The following is a 21794-nucleotide window of genomic DNA, read 5'->3' on the forward strand; positions in this document are numbered from 1 at the left end:
AACTCGCGCACTATGCGAGTGGCGCGCCTCAAGCACCAGGTGGGTCGATTAGCCGACCGGGTCTATGAGAGGCTGGCAAAGTGTCCGCAATGGCGCGGATAGCCTCTGCTCGAAGGTGATATAGCTCGGTCAAGCTCGCTTCTATGTTTTCAGCTATCTGCGCGGTCTCCTCCCAAACGAAGCCCGCCTCGATTAGGTCAGCGAGTACCTCCCCAGCTCGTTGCGTGCCAGCCAGGCGCACATAATACTCTGTCAGTTTCTGAGAAGCCGCTGCATCGAGCAGATGTAGGCGATCCGCGGTGGCGTGGAATATCGGGTTGAGGATGCCGGCCGTATTGGAACTCACCTTTCGAATGATCGCGGGGTTCACATGCTGGCCGGCTTTCAGCCTGCGAAGAAGTTCAAATACTTCTGAACCTGGCCCGCTCGCGCGTTCGCCCACACGAAGCTCAACGAGCAGCCCCCGAGCCAGATCGTGCCTTTCCTGTCTTCGGTTCCACCATTGGAAAAAGAATGTGGACGCGATCGTGATCGCAGAACCGAGGATTACGAACAGTGCTTCAGTCATAGGTGATCATCCCCCCCGGTTCAGTGCAACTTGTCCATGCCCGCGAGCGCCGCTTGCCACGCCGGCAAGAACTCCTGAACCAGGTCGGACGGACGCGCCACCACGCAACACCCTCTACGACCGCTTCGTCCGCGGGGCCGAGAAGGGCTACTGGCTCCGCATCTTCGATGCGCTGGCCGATGCCTTTTGCGCTAGCCGGTCACATCCAATCTGCTAGGCTGGCTCGTAGCCGGCCTACGTCTTCTCCGACACTTTGTCGCCGGCTAGGCCGGGAGGGGGGACCATCCTACCCCTCCCGGTCGTTCCACCCAGATCTGTAATCCCAGTGAGGCGCGGCGCGTAGCCGCGCTTGCGGACCCGAGATTGATCGGCAAACGTATCGCCTCAGGGGTCAGTTTCTGGGAGAGGTCAATGGTCGAAAGGGCAAAAGTCCTCGGCGAATTGTTTGACGGACTAGGTGATCAGCAACAACGGCCAGTTGCACCGGTCGACCGGCTATTGAGAGTTATTCGAGAGCATCTCGATATGGACGTCGCATACGTGTCCGAGTTTCAAGGGGACGAGGGCATTTTTCGGCACGTGGATGCGCCCGGGTTTGAGGATGTGATCAAGGTCGGCGACAGGCGTTCGCTGGATGAAGTCTATTGCCGCAAAATCATTGACGGGCGGCTCCCGCAGCTAATCCCGGACACATCTCGCGAGAACGAGGCTTCGAGCATGCCTATAACTGGCCTCGTGCCAATCGGAGCCCATATCAGTGTGCCCCTCCGCATGTCCGACGGACATATCTACGGTATGTTCTGCTGCCTGAACACAAAAGCCGATCCGTCATTGAACGAACGTGATTTGTCTCTTTTCAGATCTTTTGCAGAGTTGACCGCACAGGATCTCAGCGCGGAGCGCGAGCAGCAGCAAGAAAGAGAGCAACGCAAAGCCAAGATCGGGAATATCGTCGACGCGCAGTCCTTTGACCTTGTCTTCCAGCCGATCTTCCATCTGCCCGAGAACCGCATCGTCGGGTATGAGGCGCTCTCTAGATTTCGGGATCCTAGTTTTTCCGGTCCTCTCGCAGCATTCAAAGAAGCTGCGGTAGTGGGATTGTCTGAAGAACTGGAGCTCGCGGCGATCGAGAAAGCGCTTCGCAGTTTAGAGGAGATGCCTAGCGACAGCTATCTTGCTGTGAACGCGTCTGAGCGGACGATGCGAAACCCCAGTTTTGCCGCTCTGTTCCAGGGAAGGGCATGCGATCGTGTCGTCGTGGAGGTTACCGAACACCGCAGAGTGCAAGACTATAACGACCTTCTGCAGGCGATTGAGCCTCTCCGACGGCAGGGCATGCGCATAGCGGCAGATGATGCAGGAACCGGTTACTCCGGCCTGTATCATATTCTCAGCCTTGGGGCGGACATCATCAAGCTAGACATGGAATTGGTCCACGGAATCGACAGGGATCCGGCGCGGCGCGCTCTATCGTCGGCTCTGGTAACTTTTGCCAACCAAATTGGGGCAGGCCTGATCGCGGAAGGAATCGAGACGGAGGCTGAACTGTCGACTGTCCGTGATTTGGGTATCCAGGATGTACAAGGCTACCTGTTCGGGAAACCCGCCCAGGCGACTGAGCTGCTCGCGCGCACATAGCCGGGAGGCCGCTAGCCTTTGTTGACTTCCGGATCTTCGATGGGCTCGCCAACTTCGCTCTGAAGTTCAATCCTCCCAATGCTCACGGTGTCTCGACCGGCTTGCTTCGCCTCGTAAAGTCCGCGGTCTGCGCGCTCGAAAAGTTCCTTCCGCATTTGCGGCTCGCTCACAATCTCCGCTGCGACTCCGATACTGACGGTTATCGTCGCGCCTCCTGGCCCGAGCCTCGCTTTGCTTATGGCACTGCGCGTTTGGCTAGCGCGACGCTCGATTTCTTCTTCGCTCCGATCTGTAAAAAAAGCAGCTAGCTCATCCCCCCCGATGCGCGCCACAAGACCAGCACTTTCAAGTAGGTAGTCCTCGAGAATCCTTCCTACACGAGCGAGACATGCGTCTCCGGCAGCGTGGCCGAAGTGATCATTAATGCTCTTGAACCTGTCAATGTCGACAATGAGTACCCCGAGCACGCTCCCTTTCGTCGCAGCTTCACGTGCAGCGATCTCGAACTCTTTGTCCCATAGCCGCCGGTTCGCCAATCCCGTTAGGGTGTCGCGATGCGACAGGACCCGAAGCTGAGCATTCGCATTCGCAAGTTGGCGGGACCGAAGGCGCTCAAGCAGGTGCAGCAAGTACAATCGCCTTCGCTCTCCCTCCGACCAGATCGAGACGAAGAAGCTGAGAAATGAGATAGCAAGGACGAATATGAGCAGGAACAGGTTCGGTTCGTAGGATAGCATGAGTTCGATTGCCGCAACTGCACCCGAACCTGCTCCCGTCAAAACCAGCGCTTCTTTGGGACGCAAAGGAACGACGAGGTTGATCGCAACGATCATCATCCCCACCGATAACATGTAGAGTTCGCCGCTCTCTGTAGCGACAGTGGCTAGCCACGTCGTAACCGCCAGGCCACTCGTCATAGGAATGATGACGGCCGCAGCCTGTGCGCCAAGCGTTGCCGCGCGCTGAAGGGCAAGTAGCCCCGCAAGATGTAAGGGAAGGGTTACCCCAGTCCTAACGGCCAAGCCTCGATAAAGCTGATCCTGACCTACGGACGCGTCCAGAAAGAGGCACATCGCCATCACGGCAAGCCCCACCCAGAGGCTGAACTTCAGCTTCCCCCGGCGTTCCTGCGGCACGCTAAGTAGATAATCGCGGTTCAATGCGGAGGGAAAAGCTAGGGCGAACTGGTTCTGAGACAGCAGCTTGTTAGCGCGTTCAATCTCTTGGTTGAGGTTCGACATAGCTGGCTGAGCATACCGCGATAAGAACTTTGGTTGCGAAAGTGCGCCGTCTTCCGCCGGCAGCGCAAGAAGTAAGATGGTCGCGGTGACAGAAGAATGCGGCGCGCCCCGCGGCCCCTCCTGGGGACTTGAGGACCAATGAGCCGTCAGAGGCGCGCCGCGAGGGCAGCCTTAGCTGTTGTCGACTGTATCGGCGCCAGGACCGTTGGTCTTTATGGAATCGATGGCATTCTTGGCACCGGATTTCGAAGAGTAACCCTCCGTTGAGAAGATCACTTCGGAGTTATATTTGAACCGAACACGGAATTCTCCCGCCCGGTCCTTATAGATTTCAAATTCGTGGGCCACCTTCGCCCTCCCCCTTTTCGTCCGTCTTGGCATCAAGAACCAGATGATGCCCATGAGTCAAGTCCGGCCGCTAGGCTTCGAAAAGTTGCTCGATGCCATCGAATGCAGCGCAGCCCTTCTGCATCTGCTTGGCACGGTAGAGAGCGCGATCCGCCCTAGCATATAGATCGGCGATTTTGTCGTTCGGCTGGGCCTCGGCAATTCCAAGCGTTGAAGTCATTGAGATTGAGCCCCATTCGGTTTCTGCTTCGAAAGCCAAGGCCGGCACGAGGCTCCGCACCATAGACAAAAGATCATTGGGGCTCGCGTCGATCATCGCCAATGCAAACTCGTCTCCTCCAATGCGACCAGCGATCGTGCCCCCCTCCTCGAGGGTAACTGACTTAAGAATTGCGGACACCCGCCGGATCATTTCGTCACCGGCTCCATGGCCATAACGGTCATTCACATGTTTGAAGTCATCGAGATCGACTAGAACGAGGCTAACGGTACTGCCGATGTGGAGCTGCGCGAGATTCTGCTTGAGCAGCGTATCGAAGTGTCCGCGGTTGAAGACTCCGGACATCTGGTCGATGGTGGCCATATGGCGGAGTTGTCGCTCCATCTCATATTGTTCGGTGATGTCTTGGAAGACACCGATCAGCTCTTCAGGCTCACCGGTTTTTCCCAATATGCGCTCCCCCATCGCGCGGACCCGTCGTAGTTCTCCATGTCCGTTTCGGAAGTTGATTTCGACATCGTAGGGCCGTCCAGTGACAATGCACCGCTGGATGGATTCCTCTATGATACTGCGGGAACTGTCAGGATAAAAAGAGAGGGCCTTCTCCAAAGCTTCCCGGTCATCCGGAGAAATGCCATGGATAGCATATGTTTGCGGCGACCAGCTAACCTCGTTGCTGGACAGATGGAGCCGCCAGGACCCTACGCCGGCGATCCGTTCTGCCTGATGCTGTTGGCGCTGAGCACGAGACAAGTCTTGAAGAATGCCTTCCTGCTCGCGGGCCACCTGGGCGCTCTTCGTAGCGACAAGGCGCGACTCGAGGATTTCTTCGACCAGTCGGGCTAGGTTCCGGAAGGCCTCGAATTCAGGCTTGCGCCGGGCACGCGGTGCGTCATCATATGCGCAAAGCGCACCCACAGGCACCGGGTCGGCGGTCTTGCTCGTCCTGACGCATACCGGCACGCTAAGGAACATACGGAGATCCGGAGCAGCGACAACGGACGGGTGATCCGCGAGCTTTGCATCGAACTGAAGGTCCTCCGAGAAGAACTCTTCACCGGTAGAAATCGCCAAGCGGCAGAGGGCTTCATCGGCCGGACACTCTCGCGGCAAAGACCCTGTCTGGGCTTTAATCCATTGTCGATGTTGGTCTGCAAAAGAGATGTAGCAGTTCGAGACATCCATTAATGATTTGCCCGCTTTGACGGCTGCATCAAAGGCCGGTTCGGATGGCGTATCGAGGATCGCAAGGTCCTCAATCAATTGGCGCCTTTCTTCTCCCGAACTCTCAGTTACGTTCCTATCCAATGCAGATGTCCGCTCGCGTTGTCTTGATGCTTCAATTTAAGTTAACGGTCGGTCGATCGGTTGTTTCCGAATTTCGGAGATTCGTCACGCTGTCTTAGTGTCGCGCTGTGCGTTCGCTGCCAGGATCGAACCAGGGCGCTCAATCAGATGGCTGGCGAGGCTCTCGCACTGGCCCGGCATTGCGAGGGGCTGGAAGATCCGGGACCGAGCGAGCTATGAGGCGGGCCTACCGCTCATCGGTTTCCTCCTTCCTTTCAGTCTGGATTTCCCGCTGACGCTGGCGAAAAGCAGCCTTGAACGCGGCTAGGCTGACACTCAGCGACGCGGAGAAGGGCGTGCCCTCGAGGTCGGCAGCTTCTGCCGCTGCGGTGCCGTATCGACGGGCTCGCCGGCGGATGAGGGCGAGATCGGAGGCGTTCATTGCGGCGCCTCCGCGATCGCAGCGCGTACGCTCGCGTGAATCTCCTGGCGTGAGGAAAGCCGGTTGCAGGCCTCGGCGATGAACCGCGCGGCCCGTTCGTCGACGGCATCGGCATAGTACCGGTCGTCCGCGAGCACTTCCTTGCCGGTCGCCTTGAAGAAGTGGCTCATGCGGCCATCCTTTCTTCGCAATATTCGGGCAGGTTCGCGCGGACGAGCGCGCGCGGGACGACGCGGCAAACCGAATTGCCAATGCCCCTGATCTGGTACGTCTTCGGGAGCGGCCCGGTCTTCTCGCGTCCGCTCTCCGTCGTGTAGGTGCAGACGGGGTCGAGAATGTAGTCGTCCGGAAAACCCTGCGCCCGCGCCAGCTCGCGCGGCGTCAGCATACGGAGGCCGATATCGGCGAGCGCATAGGTCGCGCCGTCTATCGTCGTCGTCACGAGGCCGAAGCGGTCGCGCGTTGTGACAGCGCCCAGCGGATCGGCAAGGCGCTGACCGATGGCCGTGCCGTAATATTTGACCAGGAAGGCGCGCACCTCGCCGAAGTGACCGCCGCCGGACGTGATGGTGCCGAGCGGGTCTTCGACCGACCCCGCCGTCTGGTTGTTCCGCAGCTTCACCAGGTTCGACGTGACGAGCCGCTGCGTGGTGCCCCGCCCCACGATGGTGCTGAGCGGCTTGTCGGCGCGATGGCCGACCATGCCGGTGTTCGCCTGTTCCATGAAGGCCGAGACGAGCGCGAACTTGTTTCCGCCAGCGACGGCGGTGCCGAGCGGTTTGTCGATGTCGAGAACGCGCGGCTTCTGTCCCTCCCGTTCGCCGTAGCCCATCTGGATCAGGCTGGGGGCAACCATGGCAATCTCTCCTCGGTGAGCGCCCGTCACTGTAGGAATGGCGCCCTCTACCGAATGAACCCGGTCCCCGCCGTGGTGGGTAAGATGAGTCAGATATGGCGTCGCCGGTGCCAACTCGCCGCCTTTCGCCGTCGTGATCGTCCGTAGCGGGTCGCTCGCCGGATCGGGCCGCAGCTGACTCTTCGTGTGCGTGATCGGCACGATGAACGGTTGCGGGTCGTTCAGCACGAACCGGGCGATACCGGCAGCGATCCGCTTGCATGTCGCCGGCTTGAGCGGCCGCGCCCTTTCGAAGATCGACGGACACGGAATCGAGAAGTCGAGAATGTCCGCGGCGGGCTGGTAGGTTACTCGAGACCGGCTCGAACCGAACTTCCGCAACGGTCAGCGTCAGGCGCGATGCCCAACGCGGCATGTGGATCGCAGGACGCCAGCGTTGCGGAAGAAAGTCCCAGTCGCGCTCGTCTCCATTTAGAAATGCGGCGCGATCGACCGCCTCCAGATCCGGGGCGCAGCATTCGGCCGATCCCTCCGCTCGATAGTCAATCCAGCCGGTTAGCGTGACGGGATGCCAAGCCTCACAGCAGTCGTTTGAGACACGCCAAGCCTCTCGGACATATAGCTGATCGCCGACGCTGACCTTGCGTAGTGGAGACGTGGCCAACCGCCTTGTCTGCGTCTTCCGACCGGCGAGAAGGGCGCGCACCATCGCGTCGCTGAAGATGACCGGGCGGACCCGTGAAAAGTTCGCAGTCACGCTGTCGTCCCCTCGGAACGACATGCCTTCGAATCAGCGAAAAAACTGCGAACTATCTGCGGAGATGCTGGGCTGGATCTGGCTTTGCAGTCCTCTGCGTAACCACTCCGCCATCGGGCCCCGAGATCACGGGCGAACGTGCCTTTTCAGGAGGCATCGCTCGGCGGGAAGCGGCCCTGTACACCGGCGGCTTGGCGAGCGCAACCGGAAGCCCTAGAGGTCGAAACCGCGCAAACTGAGTGATACGCGGCTGTTGCCATTGGTGTATTAGCTGTATAAGTCACCTGAGATCGATGCAGAGGACAGCAAATGCCCGCGAATGCCGCCCTTCCCGTTCGTAATAAGACCGCCTCGCCCGACTTCGAGCGCATGCGGACGCACATGATCGACAGCCAGCTTCGTCCCAATTCGGTGACGACGAAAGCGGTGGTCGACGCCTTTCGCGAGGTACCCCGCGAAGCCTTCGTTCCGGAGGCCATGCGCCCCTTCGCATATATGGACGAGGATATCGAAGTCGCGCCGGGCCGCTTCCTGATGGAACCGCTGACGCTTGGACGGCTGATCGAATTTTCCGAGATCGGGCGCGGCGAGCGCGCGCTCGTGGTCGGCGGCGCTACGGGCTATGCCGCAGCGATCCTGGCGGTGATGGGCGTGAACACGGTGCTTCTCGACGATGGCATCGAACCTGCCGTGGCCATTTCCCGCGCGCCCAACATCGAAGCTGTGAAGGGGCCACTGGCAGACGGCTGGGCCGAGAAAGGGCCCTACGATCTGATCCTCGTCAACGGGTTCGTCGCCAGCATACCCGATGCCCTTGTAAAACAGGTCGTGGAGGGCGGACGCATTGCCGCCGTTGTTCTGGACGAGGGTACGCCGCGCGCGGGGATCGGCCGCGTCTTCGGCGGTCATGTCGGATGGACGTTCATATCCGATGCCCAGGTCCCCGCCCTGCCCGGATTCGAAACGAAGAAAGCCTTCACCTTCTGATGTCATTCCGCAGACTTGTGGGCCTTGGAGCTACGCTCCTGGCCAGTGCCTCACTCGCCCTTCCGGCTTCGGCGGAAACCCTGCAGGAAGCGATGGCCTCCGCCTATGCTACCAATCCGAACCTCACGGCCGCGCGGGCGGGACAGCGGGTCACGGACGAAACGCTGGTCAGCGAGAAATTCCGCGTGCTTCCGACGGTGGGCGGCCAAGTCCTGCTGGATCAGGAAACATCGGACCCCGGCCGCTTCGACGACTTTTCGCGGTTGTTCAATTCTACCGTACAGTTGCGCCAGCCCATTTATTCGTTCGGGCGAATCCGCAACAGCGTGAAGGCGGCGGACCGCTCGGTGCTGAGCGGCCGGGCAGGCCTGCGGGCCACCGAGAACGATGTGATGCTGGATGTCGTCACCGCCTATCTCGACGTGCTGGCCGACCAGTCCGAAGTCGAGCTGACCCAGAATAATGTCCGGGTTCTCGAGCGTCAGCTTCAGGCCTCAAGCGACCGGTTCGAAGTCGGCGACGTCACGCGTACCGACGTGGCCCAGTCGGAAGCCCGCCTGTCGCTCGCCCGCAGCAACTTCATCGCCGCCCAGGCGAACCTTCAGACCAGCCGCAATTTCTACGCACAGGTCGTGGGCCATGCGCCGCGCGACCTGCAACCGCCGCCGCCGCTGCCGACCCTGCCGGGCTCGCCGGATGCCGCCGTCGACCTCGCGCTTCAGAACAATCCGCTGGTGCAGGCCAGCCGGCTTGCCGAGGAGGCGCAGGAATATCGTGTACGCGCGGTGCGCGGACAGCGCCTTCCTACTCTGGAGGCCACCTATGACGTCGGCTACACCAACTATCGCGGTACCAATAACAGCGTGGGCGGCCTTACCTTCCAGAATATCGACTTCACGCAGAATATCGGCGTGACCGCGACCGTACCCCTGTTCCAGCGCGGACAGGTGGGCAGCCAGATCCGCTCGGCGAAGGCGCGGGCGGTCCAGCTCCGCGAGGATGCACTCAACGCCGAACGGCAGACGATCGCCAATGTTCGCACCGCCTACGAAAATCTCATGGCGGCGCGCGCGACCATCGAAGCGGCCGAGACCGCAATTTCCGCAAACGAGCTGGCGCTGGAGGGCACGCGCGCCGAATTGACCGTTGGAACGCGCAACATCCTCGACGTGCTGAACGCGGAACAGGAGCTTCTGAACGCGCAGGTTCAGCTGGTCCGTGCCGAGCGCAATTCCTACGTCGCGGCCTTTGCGCTTCTTGCGTCGATGGGCCGGGCGGAGGTCGACGATCTGGGCGTCCCGGTTCGCCTGTACGACGCGGAGGGATATCTGGACCGCGCCGACGACCACTGGTTCGACTGGACGGCGGAATTCGATGCGCAGCCCGTCACCACCGAACCGATGGTGTCCGTGCCCGAGCCGATGGCCCAGCCGCCGCTGCCCGATCCCACGCCGACGCCTCCCACCGAGGATGAGGTGCTGGCGACGGAGGCCGACGACCGCTAGTCTGCCCGGATGAGTTCTGGTCCAGACGACAGCGTCCCCGCCCGGGACGATGCGCCCTTCCTGTCCGACACCTCCGAAGGTTCGGCGGCAGCCCCCGCGGCGCGCCAGTCCATGCGGGAGATCCTGTCCTCCATCCGCACCCTGATCGAAGAGGGCGGCGTAGAGGAAGCGCGTGCCGGCGGCCCCGTCCCTGTGGCCGATATCCTCGGCTCGCGCGCCGAGCCGGGCGAGGACGATGCCCGGACGGCCGAGCGCGCCCCGCCGGCCGCGCCGACGGACGCGAATGTCGGCGGACGCACGGTCGAAGAGCTGGCGATGGAGCTGCTTCAACCCATGCTGAAGCGATGGATGGACCAGCATTTGCACGGCATCGTCGAACGTGCCGTTGCGGCAGAGGTGCGGCGCGTCACGAAACGCTAGCCCGCCCGGGTGCCCGGCGAAGGCCTGGACGTGTGTTTTACAGGCAGCGCATTCACTTCGTGACCTCGAAGCTGCTAGAGGCGTTCGCATGAAAAGCCTTTCCCTCGCTGCCGCCGCCCTGCTGGCCTCCCTGTCGACGGTATCCGCCGATGCGCGTCCGTTCACCGCAGAAGATCTTGTCGGCCTGAACCGGTTGGGCGATGCAGCCCTCTCGCCCGACGGGAGCCTTCTCGTCTTCTCGATGCGCGAAACCGATCTCGAGGCCGACCGCGGCCGGACCGACCTGTTCCGCCTAGACCTGACCGCCCCCGGGGCCGCGCCGGAACGCTGGCATGCCGATCCGGATGCCGACGGAAATCCGGTCTTCTGCTCTTGCGGAAAGATGGTCTACTGGCTCTCCGGCCGGTCGGGCGAGACGCAGGTATGGCGCGCGCGCACCGACGGGGGCGCGCCGGAACAGATTACCGAGGTCGAGGGTGGAATCTCCGGCTTCCATCTCGGTCCCGATGCCCAGACGATTGTCTACTGGAAGGATGTGGTCCCTTCCGGCGCGGAAACCGGCAACGGAACCGTCTACGATCAGCTGTTCGTTCGCCAGTGGGACATGTGGACCGAAAATGGCCGTTCGCAGCTGTTCGCGGTTCCGGTCGCGGGAGGAGAGCCCGTCGCCCTGACCGCCTCCCTGTCCGGCAATGTCCCCACCCGGCCCTTCGGCGGCGGCGGCGACGTCGCGATCTCTGCGGACGGCAAGACGGTCTATTTCGTCATGCGCGAAGGCGGGCCGGGCGAGGCCTGGTCCACCGATACCGACATTTACGCCGCGCCCCTCGATGGCAGCGCCCCGGCGCGCAATCTGACTGAAGGGCGCGACGGCTATGATCGCACGCCGGCGCCCTCCCCCGACGGCCGCTACCTGGCATGGCTGGCAATGGAGCGCCCGCAATATGAGAGTGACCAGAGCGTGGTCATGTTGCGCGATCTGGACAGCGGTGAAACGCGCGCCGTTTCGGCGGAATGGGACAAGTCTGCGGACAGTCTCGCCTGGGCGCCCGATGGCGGCCTGATCGTCGGCGCGCATGACGGCTGGAACGGGCGCCTCTACCATATGGACCTCGACGGCAACGCGCGGCTCATTCCTCTCCCCGACGGGTCGGTATCCTATGTCGATGCCGATGAGGATGGTCTGCTGTTCTCGCGCTCGTCGCTTACCGAACCCGGCGATCTCTACTGGTTCGACAGGGAAGACATCGACCAGCTGACCAACATCAACGGCGAAAAGCTCGCCGACGTCGACTTTTCCGACGTCGAGCGGTTCTCGTTCGCCGGCGCGAACGGCGACGAGGTGTTCGGCTATACGGTCCGCCCGGCGGACCTTGCCGAGGGCGCGGTTGCGCCGACGGTTCTCTGGTCTCATGGCGGACCGCAGGGCCAGTGGTCGAACGGCTGGTCGTCGCGCTGGAACCCGATGGTCTGGGCGGGGACCGGATATGCTCTCGTCACCGTCGATTTCCACGGGTCGTCCGGATACAGCCAGGAGTTCACGGACTCGATCAACAGGGACTGGGGCGGCAAACCGCTGGAGGATCTGCAGAAGGGCTTGGCCTATGCCCGCGAAACCTTCGATTTCCTCGATGACGACACCGCCTGCGCGGCCGGCGCTTCCTATGGCGGCTTCATGATGAACTGGATCGAAGGCAACTGGCCCGACGAGTTCGCCTGTCTGGTCAACCATGACGGCGTCTTCGACATGCGGTCGATGTACTACACGACCGAAGAGCTGTTTTTCCCGGAATGGGACTTTGGCGGACCCTATTACGAGAATGCGGAGACCTACGAACGCTGGAATCCGGTCACCCACGTGGCCAACTGGAAAACGCCGATGCTCGTCATTCACGGGCTTAAGGACTACCGCGTTCCCCCGGGCCAGGGCCTCGGCGCCTTCACTGCCCTGCAGCGCCGCGGAATCGAAAGCCGGCTGCTCGTGTTTCCCGATGAAAATCACTGGGTCCTGAAGCCGAACAATTCGCTGCAATGGCATAGCGAGATTTTCCGCTGGCTCGGCGAGCATCTCGAGGACTGATACGGCGATGACGGACTTCGCAACGCACAAGGTCGAGAACCAGCCCAAGCCGCTCGGACCCTATAATGCGTGGACCGACGACCGCGCGCTGCGGGAAGCCGTTGATCGGGAGGGCGCGGACTGGGCCGGCGATCATCTGGAGGGTTATGGAGATGCCGTCGGCGGTCGGCTGATGGAGCTTGGCTACACCGCGAACGCCCACCCCCCGGAATTCAAACCGTTCGACCGCTATGGTCACCGGATCGACGAGGTCGAGTTCCACCCGGCCTATCACGAGATCATGACAGCCTCGATGGAGGCGGGGATGAACGGGTTTGCCTGGCGCAACGCCAATCGCGGCGGCGCCCACGTCGCCCGGGCGGCCATACTTTACATGGGGTCGCAGGCCGATGCCGGGCACACCTGTCCCATGTCGATGACCTATGCCGCCATCCCGGCGCTGCGCCATTCGCCTGAGCTTGCCGAGCAGTGGGTGCCGAAGCTGATCGGTACGGAATATGATCCCCGGTCCGTGCCCGTGCACGAGAAGAACGCCTGCACCATCGGCATGGGCATGACCGAAAAGCAGGGCGGCTCCGACGTCCGTGCGAACACGACCCGGGCCGAGGCCGTCGGGGACGGCAGCTATTCGATTACCGGGCACAAATGGTTCTTCTCCGCGCCGATGTCGGACGCGCATCTCGTGCTCGCCCAGACCGAAGCCGGGCTGTCCTGCTTCCTGGTGCCGCGCCTCCTGTCCGACGGCACACGCAACGCGGTCGAAGTGCAGCGGCTGAAGGACAAATTGGGTGACTGGAGCAACGCCTCGTCCGAAGTCGAATTCCAGGGCGCTCGCGGGTGGCTGGTCGGCGAAGAGGGCCGCGGCGTGCGGACCATCATCAACATGGTCGCGCTGACCCGCCTCGACTGCATGACCAGTTCTTCGGCGCTCATGCGGCAGGCCGCGGTGCAGGCGCTCAACCATACCCGGCAGCGCAAGGTGTTCGGAAAGCTGCTGTCCGAGCAGCCCCTGATGCAGAATGTGCTGGCCGACATCATCCTGGAGAGCGAAGCCGCAGTTGCTCTCTCGATGCGCGTCGCCCGGGCCATCGACGCGGCCCCCCGCGACGAAGAGGAAGCCGCCTTCGCCCGCATCGCCACGGCCATCGGGAAATATTGGATCTGCAAACGAACGCCCCCGCAGGTCAACGAAGCGCAGGAGTGCCTGGGCGGCATCGGCTATGTCGAGGAAGCCAACCTTGCGCGCCTTTACCGCCAGGCGCCGCTCAACTCGATCTGGGAAGGCTCGGGCAATGTGCAGTGTCTCGACGTGCTGCGCGCCCTTTCCCGCGAGCCGGCCGCAAAGGATGCGCTGTTTGCTGAGCTGAAGGCCGCGAGCGGTCTCGATCCGGCGTTCGACCGCTACATCGCGTCCCTACCCGACCTGTTCGCTGAGACCGAAACGCTGGAGATACGCAGCCGCGCCATCGTCGAGCGGCTCGGCATCGCGTTGCAGGCCTCGGTCCTCCTGAGGAGCGGGAACGAGGTGGCGGCGTCTCCCTTCTGCCGATCGCGGCTGGCCGGCGAGCATGGCTACACTTTCGGCACCTTACCGGCGGACACGGACTTCGCCGCTCTGATCGAACGCGCCGCCGTCGCTTAGATTACCCAGCTGGCGTCGCTCTACTGCATTACTGTATTGTTGACATAATACAGTAATGCAGTAGAGCGGCAAGAATGAAACCTGCTCTCCTCGTTCTTCTCGCCCTTTCCGCCTGCGCAACGGCCGGGCAGACGCCGCCCGCGACTGAAGAGTCGGACCTGACGAAAACCGTCCTAGCTTCCGGTCTTCGCTCCGACGCTCACCCTGCCGGCCGCATTTCACTGCCGCCCGAGTTCGAATTTGTCGGTGCCCGGCGGTGGGACCTGTTCGGGGCAGCGGACACGGAAATGTACCTCTTCGCGAATTCCGGCCGCGACGGGGACGTCGAGGAACTGGTCTGGATTCAGTATGAGGCCTATCTGCCCGTTGTGCCGGACGCGACCTACGACCTGGCGTCCGACGGCTATCCTCTGGTCGGTTTCGGGGACATTAAATTCTACGTCCGTCCCCGTTTCGGGAAGACCGAACCGGATACGGTCGAAGCCGGCGGCGATACCGAGATATTCTATAGCCTGATCGCCGACGCGGGCCTTCGCCTTCCCGACGAAACCGTCAGTCTGACGATGAAACATTCCCCCGACGCGGAGAACCGCCGCGAGCTCATGATCATCTATATTGCCGACCTCGCCGAGGCCGGTACGAGCGTGGAGCAGCTGATGGACGAGGGGCTCGAAGGGCCTGCTTGGACCCAGGCCTCGACCTGGGTCCGTGAGGAAGCGAAAAAGACGATCCGCGTCACCGCCGACTAGCGGCTCGGATCGACCAGATATTTCTCGCCGGTGGCCTTCTTCTCATAGGACTTGGCGACCTCCGGATCGATCATGTCGGCAAGGCTGATCGTCTTCGTATAATCCGACTTGAAGATGCCGTTGCGCTCTTCGACCGTATAGCGGCGCATCTCCATCATGCGCTCCATCCCGGCCTTTTCGAGATGCGGCATCAGCAGCCAGCCGCCGACGCCCCAGAACATGCCGTAGCTGGACGTGAGGATGGTCTCCCCCGTATCCAGCCGGCCATAGATATAGACCTGCTTGTGGACCGTGGAGCCGTAAACGCTGAACTCTTCGCCGCGCTTCGCGGCGGCCTGCTCCATGGCGGTGAGGATGTAGTTCGCCATCTTGCCGCCGCCGATGGCGTCGAAACCGAGCGTCGCGCCCGTTTCGACCAGCGCGTCGATCAGGTCGCCCATGAAGCTGTCCTTCGATGAGTCGACGACATGGGTCAGGCCGATATCGGTGAGAATCTTCTTCTGCGCGTCGGAACGGACGATGGCGACCAGCGGCACGTCCTCCTTCAGGCACAGCTTCGCCAGCATCTGACCGAGATTGGACGCAGCGGCGGTATGGACGAGCGCGCTATGCCCCTCCATGCGCATGGTGTTCAAGAAGCCCTGAACCGTCATAGGGTTGACGAACAGGGAGGCACCCTCCGCCGCCTCCGCATCGTCCGGCAGCGGCACCACTTCGGCCGCCTTGATGCGGCGGTGCGTGCGGTACATCATGCCGCCGACGAGGCTGACCTTCTTGCCCATCAGCGCCTGCGCTTCCTTCGAAGAGCCGGCGGCAACCACCGTGCCCGCGCCCTCATTGCCTGCCGGCATCTTCTTGCCGGCGCGTCCGGCAGAGACGCGGCGCATCTTCGGATCGACATCGGCAACGAGGGCCGGGTGGCCGTCCACCGTCTCCGAGCGCACGGTGCTCATATCGGCGGGGGCGAGCAGCAGGCCGAGGTCGCTGGGATTGATCGGCGTCGCTTCGACGCGGACGATAATCTCGTCCTCCTTGGGCTCGCGCACCTCGTCGGGTTCGAGAGACAGAACCAACCGACCGTCCTCCGTTACGGTGGTCAGCAGCTGCTTTGCGTCGGAAAAATCGGTCATGTTCGCTCCCAAGGTTCGGTTTTCGCGCTCGATAAGCACCGGTTGGCACCATTTGTCACGCATAGGATGACAGGAACGGCCGCGCAGCCTAACCTTTCCGTGCCAACGACAAGAGGATCTTTCAGCCCATGGCCCGCGATGATACCCAGCCCAATCCCGGTATGGACGAAGAAAGCTTCCAGACCTTCCTGGAACAGCTCGACCGGTGGGTCCGCGAGCGGCTGATCCCCGCCGAAACCAAGACCATCGAGCTGAACCGGGTGCCCGACGACATCCGGCAGGAGATGATCGACATGGGCCTGTTCGGCATCACCACGCCGGAAGCCTATGGCGGCGCGGGCATGAAGACCTCTCAGTACATCGAGACGATGAAGCGGATCAGCTATGCTGCGCCGGCCTATCGCTCGCTCCTGTCCATCAACGTTGGCATGGTCACCACCGCGCTCGTCAAGGGCGGCACCGAAGAGCAGCGCCGGACCTGGCTGCCCAGGCTGGTCGAGGGCACCATCGCCGCATTCGCCCTCACCGAGCCGGGCTCGGGCTCCGACAGCGCCGGGCTGCAGACGACGGCGGTCCGCGACGGCGACGACTATGTCCTCAACGGCACCAAGCGCTACATCACCAACGCCCCCTTCGCCGACATGGTCATCGTCATGGCCCGCACCTCGAAGGAGAACCTGCCCAAGAACGGTCATGTCTCCGCCTTCCTCGTTCCCACCGATGCCCCCGGCGTCACCATCGGCAAGCCCGACGAGAAGATGGGCCAGAGCGGCGCCCAGATCGCCGACGTGATCCTTGAGGACGCCCGCATTCCCGCCGCGAACCTCCTCGGCGGGGTCGAGGGCCGCGGCTTCATGGTGGCGATGCAGAGCCTCGACAACGGGCGTCTGTCGATCGCCGCCTGTTCCACCGCCTATGCCCAGCGCGCCCTCGATAGCGGCCTGAAATATGCCACCGAGCGAAAGGCCTTCGGCGAGCCGATTTCGGGCTTCCAGTTGATCCAGGCCATGCTCGCCGATTCCAAGGCCGAGATCTATGCCAGCGAGTGCATGATCAAGGATGCGACCGCGAAGGCGGACACCGGAGCCAGGGTCAGCATGGAAGCGGCCTGCGCCAAGATGTTCGCCAGCGAAATGTGCGGCCGCGTCGTCGACCGGGTGGTGCAGATCTATGGCGGTGCCGGTTACCTCAAGGAATATGAGGCCGAGCGCTTCTTCCGCGACGCCCGCCTCTACCGCATCTACGAAGGAACGACGCAAATCCAGCAGCTTGTGATCGCCAAGCAGATGCTGCGCGAGGCCGGGGCGCTGTAGGTCTCCTCCTCCCCGGTCAGCCCAGAGCACGCGGAGCCCTGGACCTTCCCATTTCCCCCATTCAGGAGGAACTCTTCCTGGTAGATCCTGGCCTGCGCTGGGAGCTCTAACTATGTGCCAGAAACGAGAGCCGCGACTGGTCCGCCGCGGCTCCCCGTTAAACTCTGCGGCCTGACTACTCCGCCGCCTGTTTCGCCTCGAAGCCGAGAATGGCCTTCGTCTCGAGGAATTCGCCGAAGGCGTGGTCGCCCCATTCACGGCCATTGCCCGACTGCTTGTAGCCGCCGAACGGCGCCATGAAATCGACGTCCGCGCCGTTGATGTTCACCTGGCCCGCACGCAGCTGGCGGGCAATGTCGCGCGCCTTGTCGAGGTCGGTCGACTGGACATAGGCGGCGAGGCCATAGACCGTGTCGTTGCCCTCCTCGATCGCTTGGTCGAGGCTGTCATAGCCGAGGATCGAGACGACCGGACCGAATATCTCCTCGCGCGCGATGGTCATGTCGTTCGACACGTTGGCGAACACGGTCGGCTTCACATAATAGCCCTTGTCGAGCCCGTCGGGGCGGCCGGTTCCGCCGCAGACCAGCTCGGCGCCCTCGTCGATCCCCTTCTGGATGAGGTCCTGGATCTTGTCGAACTGGGTGTCGGAGACGACCGGACCCATGCGGCTGTTGCCGTTCGGATCGCCGGGCGCCCACCCCTCCGCCGTCTGGGCCGCGACCTGCTTCGCCTCGTCCATGCGGCCCTTCGGCACGAACATGCGCGTCGGCGCATTGCACGACTGGCCGCTGTTCATCATCACCGAGGAAACGCCGCGCGAGACCGCCTCGCCGAACCCGTCGTCGTCGAGGAGGATGTTGGGCGACTTGCCGCCAAGCTCCTGATGCACGCGCTTTACCGTGTCGGCGGCGTCCTTCGCGACTGCCACGCCGGCGCGGGTCGAGCCGGTAAAGCTGACCATGTCGACGTCCGGGTGCGAGCTGATCGCGCTGCCGACCGTGGGCCCGTCACCGTTGACCATGTTGAAGACGCCGGCCGGGACGCCCGCGGCATGAAGGACTTCCGTCAGCAGATAGGCGCTGAAGGGCGCGACTTCGGACGGCTTCAGGACGACCGTGCAGCCGGTGGCGAGGGCCGGCGCCACCTTGCAGGCAATCTGGTTGATCGGCCAGTTCCACGGCGTGATGAAGCCGCAGACGCCGATCGGTTCCTTCGCCAGCAGGGTCGTGCCGCGCTGCTCCTCGAAGCTGTAGCCCTTGAGGATTTCCATCGCGGTGTTGAAGTGAGCGGCGCCCATCGCGGCCTGCGCGGAGGTGGACAGCCAGGACGGCGCGCCCATTTCCTCGGTCACCGCCTTCGCGATATCGTCCTGCCGCTTCACATATTCGCCCAGAATGGCGCCGAGCAGTTCGACGCGCTCCTGCCGGCTGGTACGGCCGAAGCTCTTGAACGCACCCTTCGCAGCGGCGACGGCCTTGTCGACGTCCGCCTTGCCGCCAAGGGCAATCTTGCCCGCCGCATCTTCGGTGGCCGGGTTGATCACGTCGAGCGTCGTCGCGCCTGCCGCCGGGTCCACCCATTCGCCGCCGATGTAGAATTTGGTGTAGTCACGCATGGTCATGCCTCCCTGGATGTTCGTGTTTGCCGCGTCCTTAACGAACCGGAGCGACGAAGTGCACCTGTCCGAAATGGCGAGCCGGGTGCGGTGCCGGAAGAGCAGCTGGAGAGCGGCGGGAGGCTGCGGCGAGACCTGTAGGTCACAGTAGGTCACACCTCAGCGTATGTGCGGGAGCCGGGATGCGCTGCGTCGCGGCGAGCTGGAATGGTGGTGAGAACAGACATCCGCAGAAGGTCCGCGAACGCCTACCACAGGATCGACTTGCAGTGTTTTTCGGCCCCAAGTCGGGTTTCTCCAAAAAATTCATAGCAATAGAACCACATAAATATTCAGGCTTCTAAAATAGGATTTCTTCAAACATCTTTGTGAAAGGCGGATTGATTTCGCCTATTCTGCAATAATACTATTTTGGAGAACCAAAATGACCTTTGCTGTTGTAGATACCAGGGAAGAAATGGCTGCCCTGATGCCCAATGGTGGTGACTTTGTGGTCCTGACCGAAAATGGCAGAGCTGGTGAATTCAAATATTCGACTAGCGACCTCTCCACCGAGGTCTCCGCCGACTCGCGGCAGGGCATTTACGTACCGCTGAATTCTGATACGGGTGCCAGCGGTGCCTGGGTGCGCATACGGACCGAGGGCGAGCTTCACGGCGAATGGTTCGGCCTTGCCGCGGACGGAACGACCGATGACACAGCCGCGCTCAATGCGCTGATCGCAATGGCCAACATCGACCCTGCGGAAGAAGGTGTGGCGGTTACGGTGCCGCCAGGCAACTATTCCGTTCCCAACGGGATCAAGACCGAGATCGCGCGCGACAATGTCAACGTCCGTGCCTACGGGGCCGAATTCAAGATTACGTCTAACCCCCTCCTTACATTCGGCGACCGCTCGGCAGTATTTTCCGGCGGCGGGAGCTTCTACGGCCCCCGAATTGTCGGTAGCAGTGCCGATTCGACCACGCGGGCCGTCAAAATACAGGGCGTGAACGGGGTTCGCCTGCGTGATTTGAATGTGTCGCTGATCGCCGGAATGGTGACCCTCGGCCACGATTCTGACTACCGAGCGCAAGGCACCATGATCGAAAATGTGCGTGGTGAAATCTTGAATACCGATAATGCGATCGCGATCGACTGCAGGTTTGGCGGTGGTTTGATAGCGAGGGCCATCTTCCTGTCTGCGGCAAATTCCAATGGACAGGTTCCGGCCTATCCTGAACCCGATCCTGCGGAGGGCAATCGGAGCCTCTTCACATCTCAGGAAGATACGATCGCCGTCAAGATGGGAGAATCCCCTTGGGATACCATCGTGATCTCGGACAGTGTGTTCGGCCATTTTCAATACGGATTGAAAATGAAGTTCTCAAGCGGCGGGAATATTTCCAACGGAAAATTCTCCAACGTGTTCTTTGATTATTCCGGCACCGCCGGCCTGAGCATGGATACGACTGGAGGTGGCGCTTTCAACGATATCACGTTCACGGCGTGCTGGTTCGTCTCGGTCAACGCCCATGCCGTAGACATTACCGGCACGGGCGGAGCCGTCAGAGCCATTCGCTTCATCGGTTGCGAGGGTCGCCAATCGGGCAAGAATAACTGGCACTTCTCTTGCCAAACGATGGAAAATGTGGAGTTGGTCGCCTGCGTCGGATTTGGCGCCAACCGTCTCAGTTCCAATGACGTGTCTGACCAAGATGATCTGGTCATTCTCTCAGGCGGTGTCGCCGTGAACGGTGGCGCTTTCGGCGGCGATGGGTTTCCCTTTACAGGGATCTGTGGAAATCAGGCGCGTTATGGGATTCAGATCGCGAATAATCTGCCCAACGTGCAGATCGTGAACACAGAATCCGATGGAGTTACGGCACCGACTGCGATCCCGAAATACACGGCCTCGTCTGATAATGTGCGAGTACAAGGTAATAGGGCTGTCGACGCATCCGGGCCCGCATATAAGTTGAGTGGCTCCCTGTCCGTGCCCACGAGCGCGGCCACCGAAACCTGGTACGGCCCTTATGCTCGAGACATCTCGATATTCGGAGGCTCGGTAAGCAAGATCCAGCACAACGGCGTGGATGTATCGAGTGGCAACGGTCCAGTAACCTTGCGGCTCGAAGTGGGAGACACTTGGTCCGTGACATATTCGGCAACGCCGTCCGCGACGTTCCGCAACATCGCATAAGCCGTAACCTTTGCGGGTAGGTTCCCTTTCCTGGGACCTACCCGCAATGCGCCGGAATAGTAGTCGCCTAACTCAGCATCGCCATGCCGCCGTTCACATGCAGCGTCTGGCCGGTGACGTAGCCGGATTCGGCGGAGGCAAGGTAGACGCAGGCCGCAGCGACATCGTCGCCCTGTCCAAGCGCGCCGGCCGGAATCTGGCCGAGCAGCTTTTCCTTTTGCGCGTCGGGCAGTTCGTCGGTCATGGCCGACTGGATGAAGCCCGGCGCGACGCAGTTTACGGTGACCCCGCGCGAGGCGACTTCCTGCGCCAACGCCTTCGTCATCCCGGTCAGACCCGCCTTCGACGCGGCATAGTTGGCCTGACCCGGATTGCCGGTGGCGCCGACCACCGACGTGATCGAAATGATGCGGCCGAAGCGACCCTTCATCATCGGGCGAAGCGCCGCACGGGAGAGGCGGAACGCCGCCTCCAGATTGACACGCATGACGTCGGACCATTCATCGTCCTTCATCCGCATGGCGAGATTGTCGCGCGTGACCCCGGCATTGTTCACCAGGATGTCGAGCCCGCCGAGCGCTTCCACCGCGCGGCCGACAAGGGCGTCGACCGCTTCGGAATCGGACAGGTTACAGGGAAGGATGGCGGGATCGCCGCCGATCTCAGCCGCCACAGCGGAAAGACGTTCCTCGTTCGTACCGGAAAGGGCGAGCGAAGCGCCCTGGGCGGCGAGCGCCTTTGCGATGGCCGAGCCGATGCCGCCCGAGGCGCCGGTGACAAGGGCGCGCTTTCCGCTGAGATCGAACATGTG

19 protein-coding genes are annotated in these 21794 nt (G+C 62.0%); 9 read left to right on the forward strand and 10 right to left on the reverse strand.

Translation table 11 applies throughout. The annotated features are described in order from the left end of the window. Window positions 1-28: 28 nt before the first annotated feature. Window positions 29-568 carry a hypothetical protein gene (locus tag KCN53_RS14615; RefSeq protein ID WP_088713083.1) on the reverse strand — a complete coding sequence of 180 codons (540 nt, stop codon included), beginning with the start codon at window positions 566-568 and terminating at the stop codon, window positions 29-31. Window positions 569-979: 411 nt separating this feature from the next. Here KCN53_RS14615 and KCN53_RS14625 point away from each other — a divergent pair, with 411 nt between their 5' ends. After that, entirely contained in the window at window positions 980-2206 is a 1227-nt protein-coding gene (locus tag KCN53_RS14625; RefSeq protein ID WP_088713084.1) for a sensor domain-containing phosphodiesterase, read from the forward strand. An 11-nt stretch (window positions 2207-2217) separates the two neighbouring features. Here the strand turns inward: KCN53_RS14625 and KCN53_RS14630 are convergent, their stop codons facing one another. The 6 genes from KCN53_RS14630 to KCN53_RS14655 all read right to left on the reverse strand — a co-directional run bounded on the left by KCN53_RS14630 (window position 2218) and on the right by KCN53_RS14655 (window position 6981). Further along, the gene (locus KCN53_RS14630) at window positions 2218-3447 is read right to left on the reverse strand and encodes a GGDEF domain-containing protein (RefSeq protein ID WP_088713085.1); all 1230 of its coding nucleotides are present in this window, start codon (window positions 3445-3447) and stop codon (window positions 2218-2220) included. Between the two features lie 171 nt (window positions 3448-3618). Beyond that, the gene (locus KCN53_RS14635; RefSeq protein ID WP_088713086.1) at window positions 3619-3795 is read right to left on the reverse strand and encodes a YegP family protein; all 177 of its coding nucleotides are present in this window, start codon (window positions 3793-3795) and stop codon (window positions 3619-3621) included. Window positions 3796-3865: 70 nt separating this feature from the next. Beyond that, window positions 3866-5278 carry a diguanylate cyclase gene (locus tag KCN53_RS14640; protein ID WP_088713087.1) on the reverse strand — a complete coding sequence of 471 codons (1413 nt, stop codon included), beginning with the start codon at window positions 5276-5278 and terminating at the stop codon, window positions 3866-3868. Window positions 5279-5549: 271 nt separating this feature from the next. Beyond that, entirely contained in the window at window positions 5550-5744 is a 195-nt protein-coding gene (locus tag KCN53_RS14645) for a hypothetical protein (RefSeq protein WP_088713088.1), read from the reverse strand. Continuing rightward, on the reverse strand, window positions 5741-5914 hold the full coding sequence (locus KCN53_RS14650; RefSeq protein WP_172406278.1) for a hypothetical protein: 174 nt from the start codon (window positions 5912-5914) through the stop codon (window positions 5741-5743). The genes KCN53_RS14645 and KCN53_RS14650 overlap by 4 nt, the downstream gene beginning before the upstream one ends. Further along, window positions 5911-6981 (reverse strand): DNA cytosine methyltransferase, encoded by a 1071-nt coding sequence (locus tag KCN53_RS14655; protein ID WP_088713089.1) that lies wholly within the window; start codon window positions 6979-6981, stop codon window positions 5911-5913. The genes KCN53_RS14650 and KCN53_RS14655 overlap by 4 nt, the downstream gene beginning before the upstream one ends. Before the next feature lie 685 nt (window positions 6982-7666). Between KCN53_RS14655 and KCN53_RS14660 the strand changes: the two genes are divergently transcribed. The 6 genes from KCN53_RS14660 to KCN53_RS14685 all read left to right on the forward strand — a co-directional run bounded on the left by KCN53_RS14660 (window position 7667) and on the right by KCN53_RS14685 (window position 14740). Further along, window positions 7667-8344 (forward strand): protein-L-isoaspartate O-methyltransferase family protein, encoded by a 678-nt coding sequence (locus KCN53_RS14660; RefSeq protein ID WP_088713090.1) that lies wholly within the window; start codon window positions 7667-7669, stop codon window positions 8342-8344. Further along, the gene (locus KCN53_RS14665) at window positions 8344-9849 is read left to right on the forward strand and encodes a TolC family outer membrane protein (protein ID WP_172406279.1); all 1506 of its coding nucleotides are present in this window, start codon (window positions 8344-8346) and stop codon (window positions 9847-9849) included. The genes KCN53_RS14660 and KCN53_RS14665 overlap by 1 nt, the downstream gene beginning before the upstream one ends. Before the next feature lie 9 nt (window positions 9850-9858). Beyond that, window positions 9859-10269, forward strand: a complete 411-nt coding sequence (locus tag KCN53_RS14670; protein ID WP_088713092.1) for a DUF2497 domain-containing protein — start codon at window positions 9859-9861, stop codon at window positions 10267-10269. An 88-nt stretch (window positions 10270-10357) separates the two neighbouring features. Further along, a complete protein-coding gene (locus KCN53_RS14675; RefSeq protein WP_088713093.1) occupies window positions 10358-12349 on the forward strand; it encodes an alpha/beta hydrolase family protein in 1992 nt (663 codons plus the stop codon). 7 nt (window positions 12350-12356) lie between these two features. Beyond that, the gene (locus KCN53_RS14680) at window positions 12357-13991 is read left to right on the forward strand and encodes an isovaleryl-CoA dehydrogenase (protein ID WP_088713094.1); all 1635 of its coding nucleotides are present in this window, start codon (window positions 12357-12359) and stop codon (window positions 13989-13991) included. A gap of 74 nt (window positions 13992-14065) precedes the next feature. Next, complete coding sequence (locus KCN53_RS14685; RefSeq protein WP_088713095.1) at window positions 14066-14740, forward strand: hypothetical protein; 675 nt, start codon at window positions 14066-14068, stop codon at window positions 14738-14740. Here KCN53_RS14685 and KCN53_RS14690 read toward each other — a convergent pair. Continuing rightward, window positions 14737-15870, reverse strand: a complete 1134-nt coding sequence (locus KCN53_RS14690; RefSeq protein ID WP_088713497.1) for an MDR/zinc-dependent alcohol dehydrogenase-like family protein — start codon at window positions 15868-15870, stop codon at window positions 14737-14739. The two genes, KCN53_RS14685 and KCN53_RS14690, sit on opposite strands and share 4 nt — an antisense overlap. Window positions 15871-15998: 128 nt before the next feature. On the opposite strand from KCN53_RS14690, the gene KCN53_RS14695 reads away from it, so the two are divergent. Continuing rightward, a complete protein-coding gene (locus KCN53_RS14695; protein ID WP_088713096.1) occupies window positions 15999-17183 on the forward strand; it encodes an acyl-CoA dehydrogenase family protein in 1185 nt (394 codons plus the stop codon). Window positions 17184-17358: 175 nt separating this feature from the next. Here KCN53_RS14695 and KCN53_RS14700 read toward each other — a convergent pair whose 3' ends face one another. Further along, window positions 17359-18801, reverse strand: coding sequence for an aldehyde dehydrogenase family protein (locus KCN53_RS14700; RefSeq protein WP_088713498.1), 1443 nt, complete (start codon window positions 18799-18801; stop codon window positions 17359-17361). Between the two features lie 424 nt (window positions 18802-19225). Here KCN53_RS14700 and KCN53_RS14705 point away from each other — a divergent pair, with 424 nt between their 5' ends. Continuing rightward, window positions 19226-20983, forward strand: a complete 1758-nt coding sequence (locus KCN53_RS14705; RefSeq protein WP_143712251.1) for a pectate lyase family protein — start codon at window positions 19226-19228, stop codon at window positions 20981-20983. 67 nt (window positions 20984-21050) lie between these two features. On the opposite strand, the gene fabG is transcribed toward KCN53_RS14705, so the two are convergent. Continuing rightward, on the reverse strand, window positions 21051-21791 hold the full coding sequence (fabG, locus tag KCN53_RS14710; protein WP_088713098.1) for a 3-oxoacyl-[acyl-carrier-protein] reductase: 741 nt from the start codon (window positions 21789-21791) through the stop codon (window positions 21051-21053). Window positions 21792-21794 lie beyond the last annotated feature (3 nt).

The sequence above is a fragment of the Pacificimonas aurantium genome (assembly GCF_020092905.1).
Classification (GTDB): Bacteria; Pseudomonadota; Alphaproteobacteria; order Sphingomonadales; family Sphingomonadaceae; genus Pacificimonas; species Pacificimonas aurantium.

Bases quoted from the DNA above. Each gene is read 5' to 3' on its own strand.
- KCN53_RS14615 (WP_088713083.1), bottom strand. From the start codon at position 568: ATGACTGAAGCACTGTTCGTAATCCTCGGTTCTGCGATCACGATCGCG.
- KCN53_RS14625 (WP_088713084.1), top strand. From the start codon at position 980: ATGGTCGAAAGGGCAAAAGTCCTCGGCGAATTGTTTGACGGACTAGGT.
- KCN53_RS14630 (WP_088713085.1), bottom strand. From the start codon at position 3,447: ATGTCGAACCTCAACCAAGAGATTGAACGCGCTAACAAGCTGCTGTCT.
- KCN53_RS14645 (WP_088713088.1), bottom strand. From the start codon at position 5,744: ATGAACGCCTCCGATCTCGCCCTCATCCGCCGGCGAGCCCGTCGATAC.
- KCN53_RS14650 (WP_172406278.1), bottom strand. From the start codon at position 5,914: ATGAGCCACTTCTTCAAGGCGACCGGCAAGGAAGTGCTCGCGGACGAC.
- KCN53_RS14660 (WP_088713090.1), top strand. From the start codon at position 7,667: ATGCCCGCGAATGCCGCCCTTCCCGTTCGTAATAAGACCGCCTCGCCC.
- KCN53_RS14665 (WP_172406279.1), top strand. From the start codon at position 8,344: ATGTCATTCCGCAGACTTGTGGGCCTTGGAGCTACGCTCCTGGCCAGT.
- KCN53_RS14670 (WP_088713092.1), top strand. From the start codon at position 9,859: ATGAGTTCTGGTCCAGACGACAGCGTCCCCGCCCGGGACGATGCGCCC.
- KCN53_RS14675 (WP_088713093.1), top strand. From the start codon at position 10,358: ATGAAAAGCCTTTCCCTCGCTGCCGCCGCCCTGCTGGCCTCCCTGTCG.
- KCN53_RS14680 (WP_088713094.1), top strand. From the start codon at position 12,357: ATGACGGACTTCGCAACGCACAAGGTCGAGAACCAGCCCAAGCCGCTC.
- KCN53_RS14685 (WP_088713095.1), top strand. From the start codon at position 14,066: ATGAAACCTGCTCTCCTCGTTCTTCTCGCCCTTTCCGCCTGCGCAACG.
- KCN53_RS14690 (WP_088713497.1), bottom strand. From the start codon at position 15,870: ATGACCGATTTTTCCGACGCAAAGCAGCTGCTGACCACCGTAACGGAG.
- KCN53_RS14695 (WP_088713096.1), top strand. From the start codon at position 15,999: ATGGCCCGCGATGATACCCAGCCCAATCCCGGTATGGACGAAGAAAGC.
- KCN53_RS14700 (WP_088713498.1), bottom strand. From the start codon at position 18,801: ATGCGTGACTACACCAAATTCTACATCGGCGGCGAATGGGTGGACCCG.
- KCN53_RS14705 (WP_143712251.1), top strand. From the start codon at position 19,226: ATGACCTTTGCTGTTGTAGATACCAGGGAAGAAATGGCTGCCCTGATG.
- fabG (WP_088713098.1), bottom strand. From the start codon at position 21,791: ATGTTCGATCTCAGCGGAAAGCGCGCCCTTGTCACCGGCGCCTCGGGC.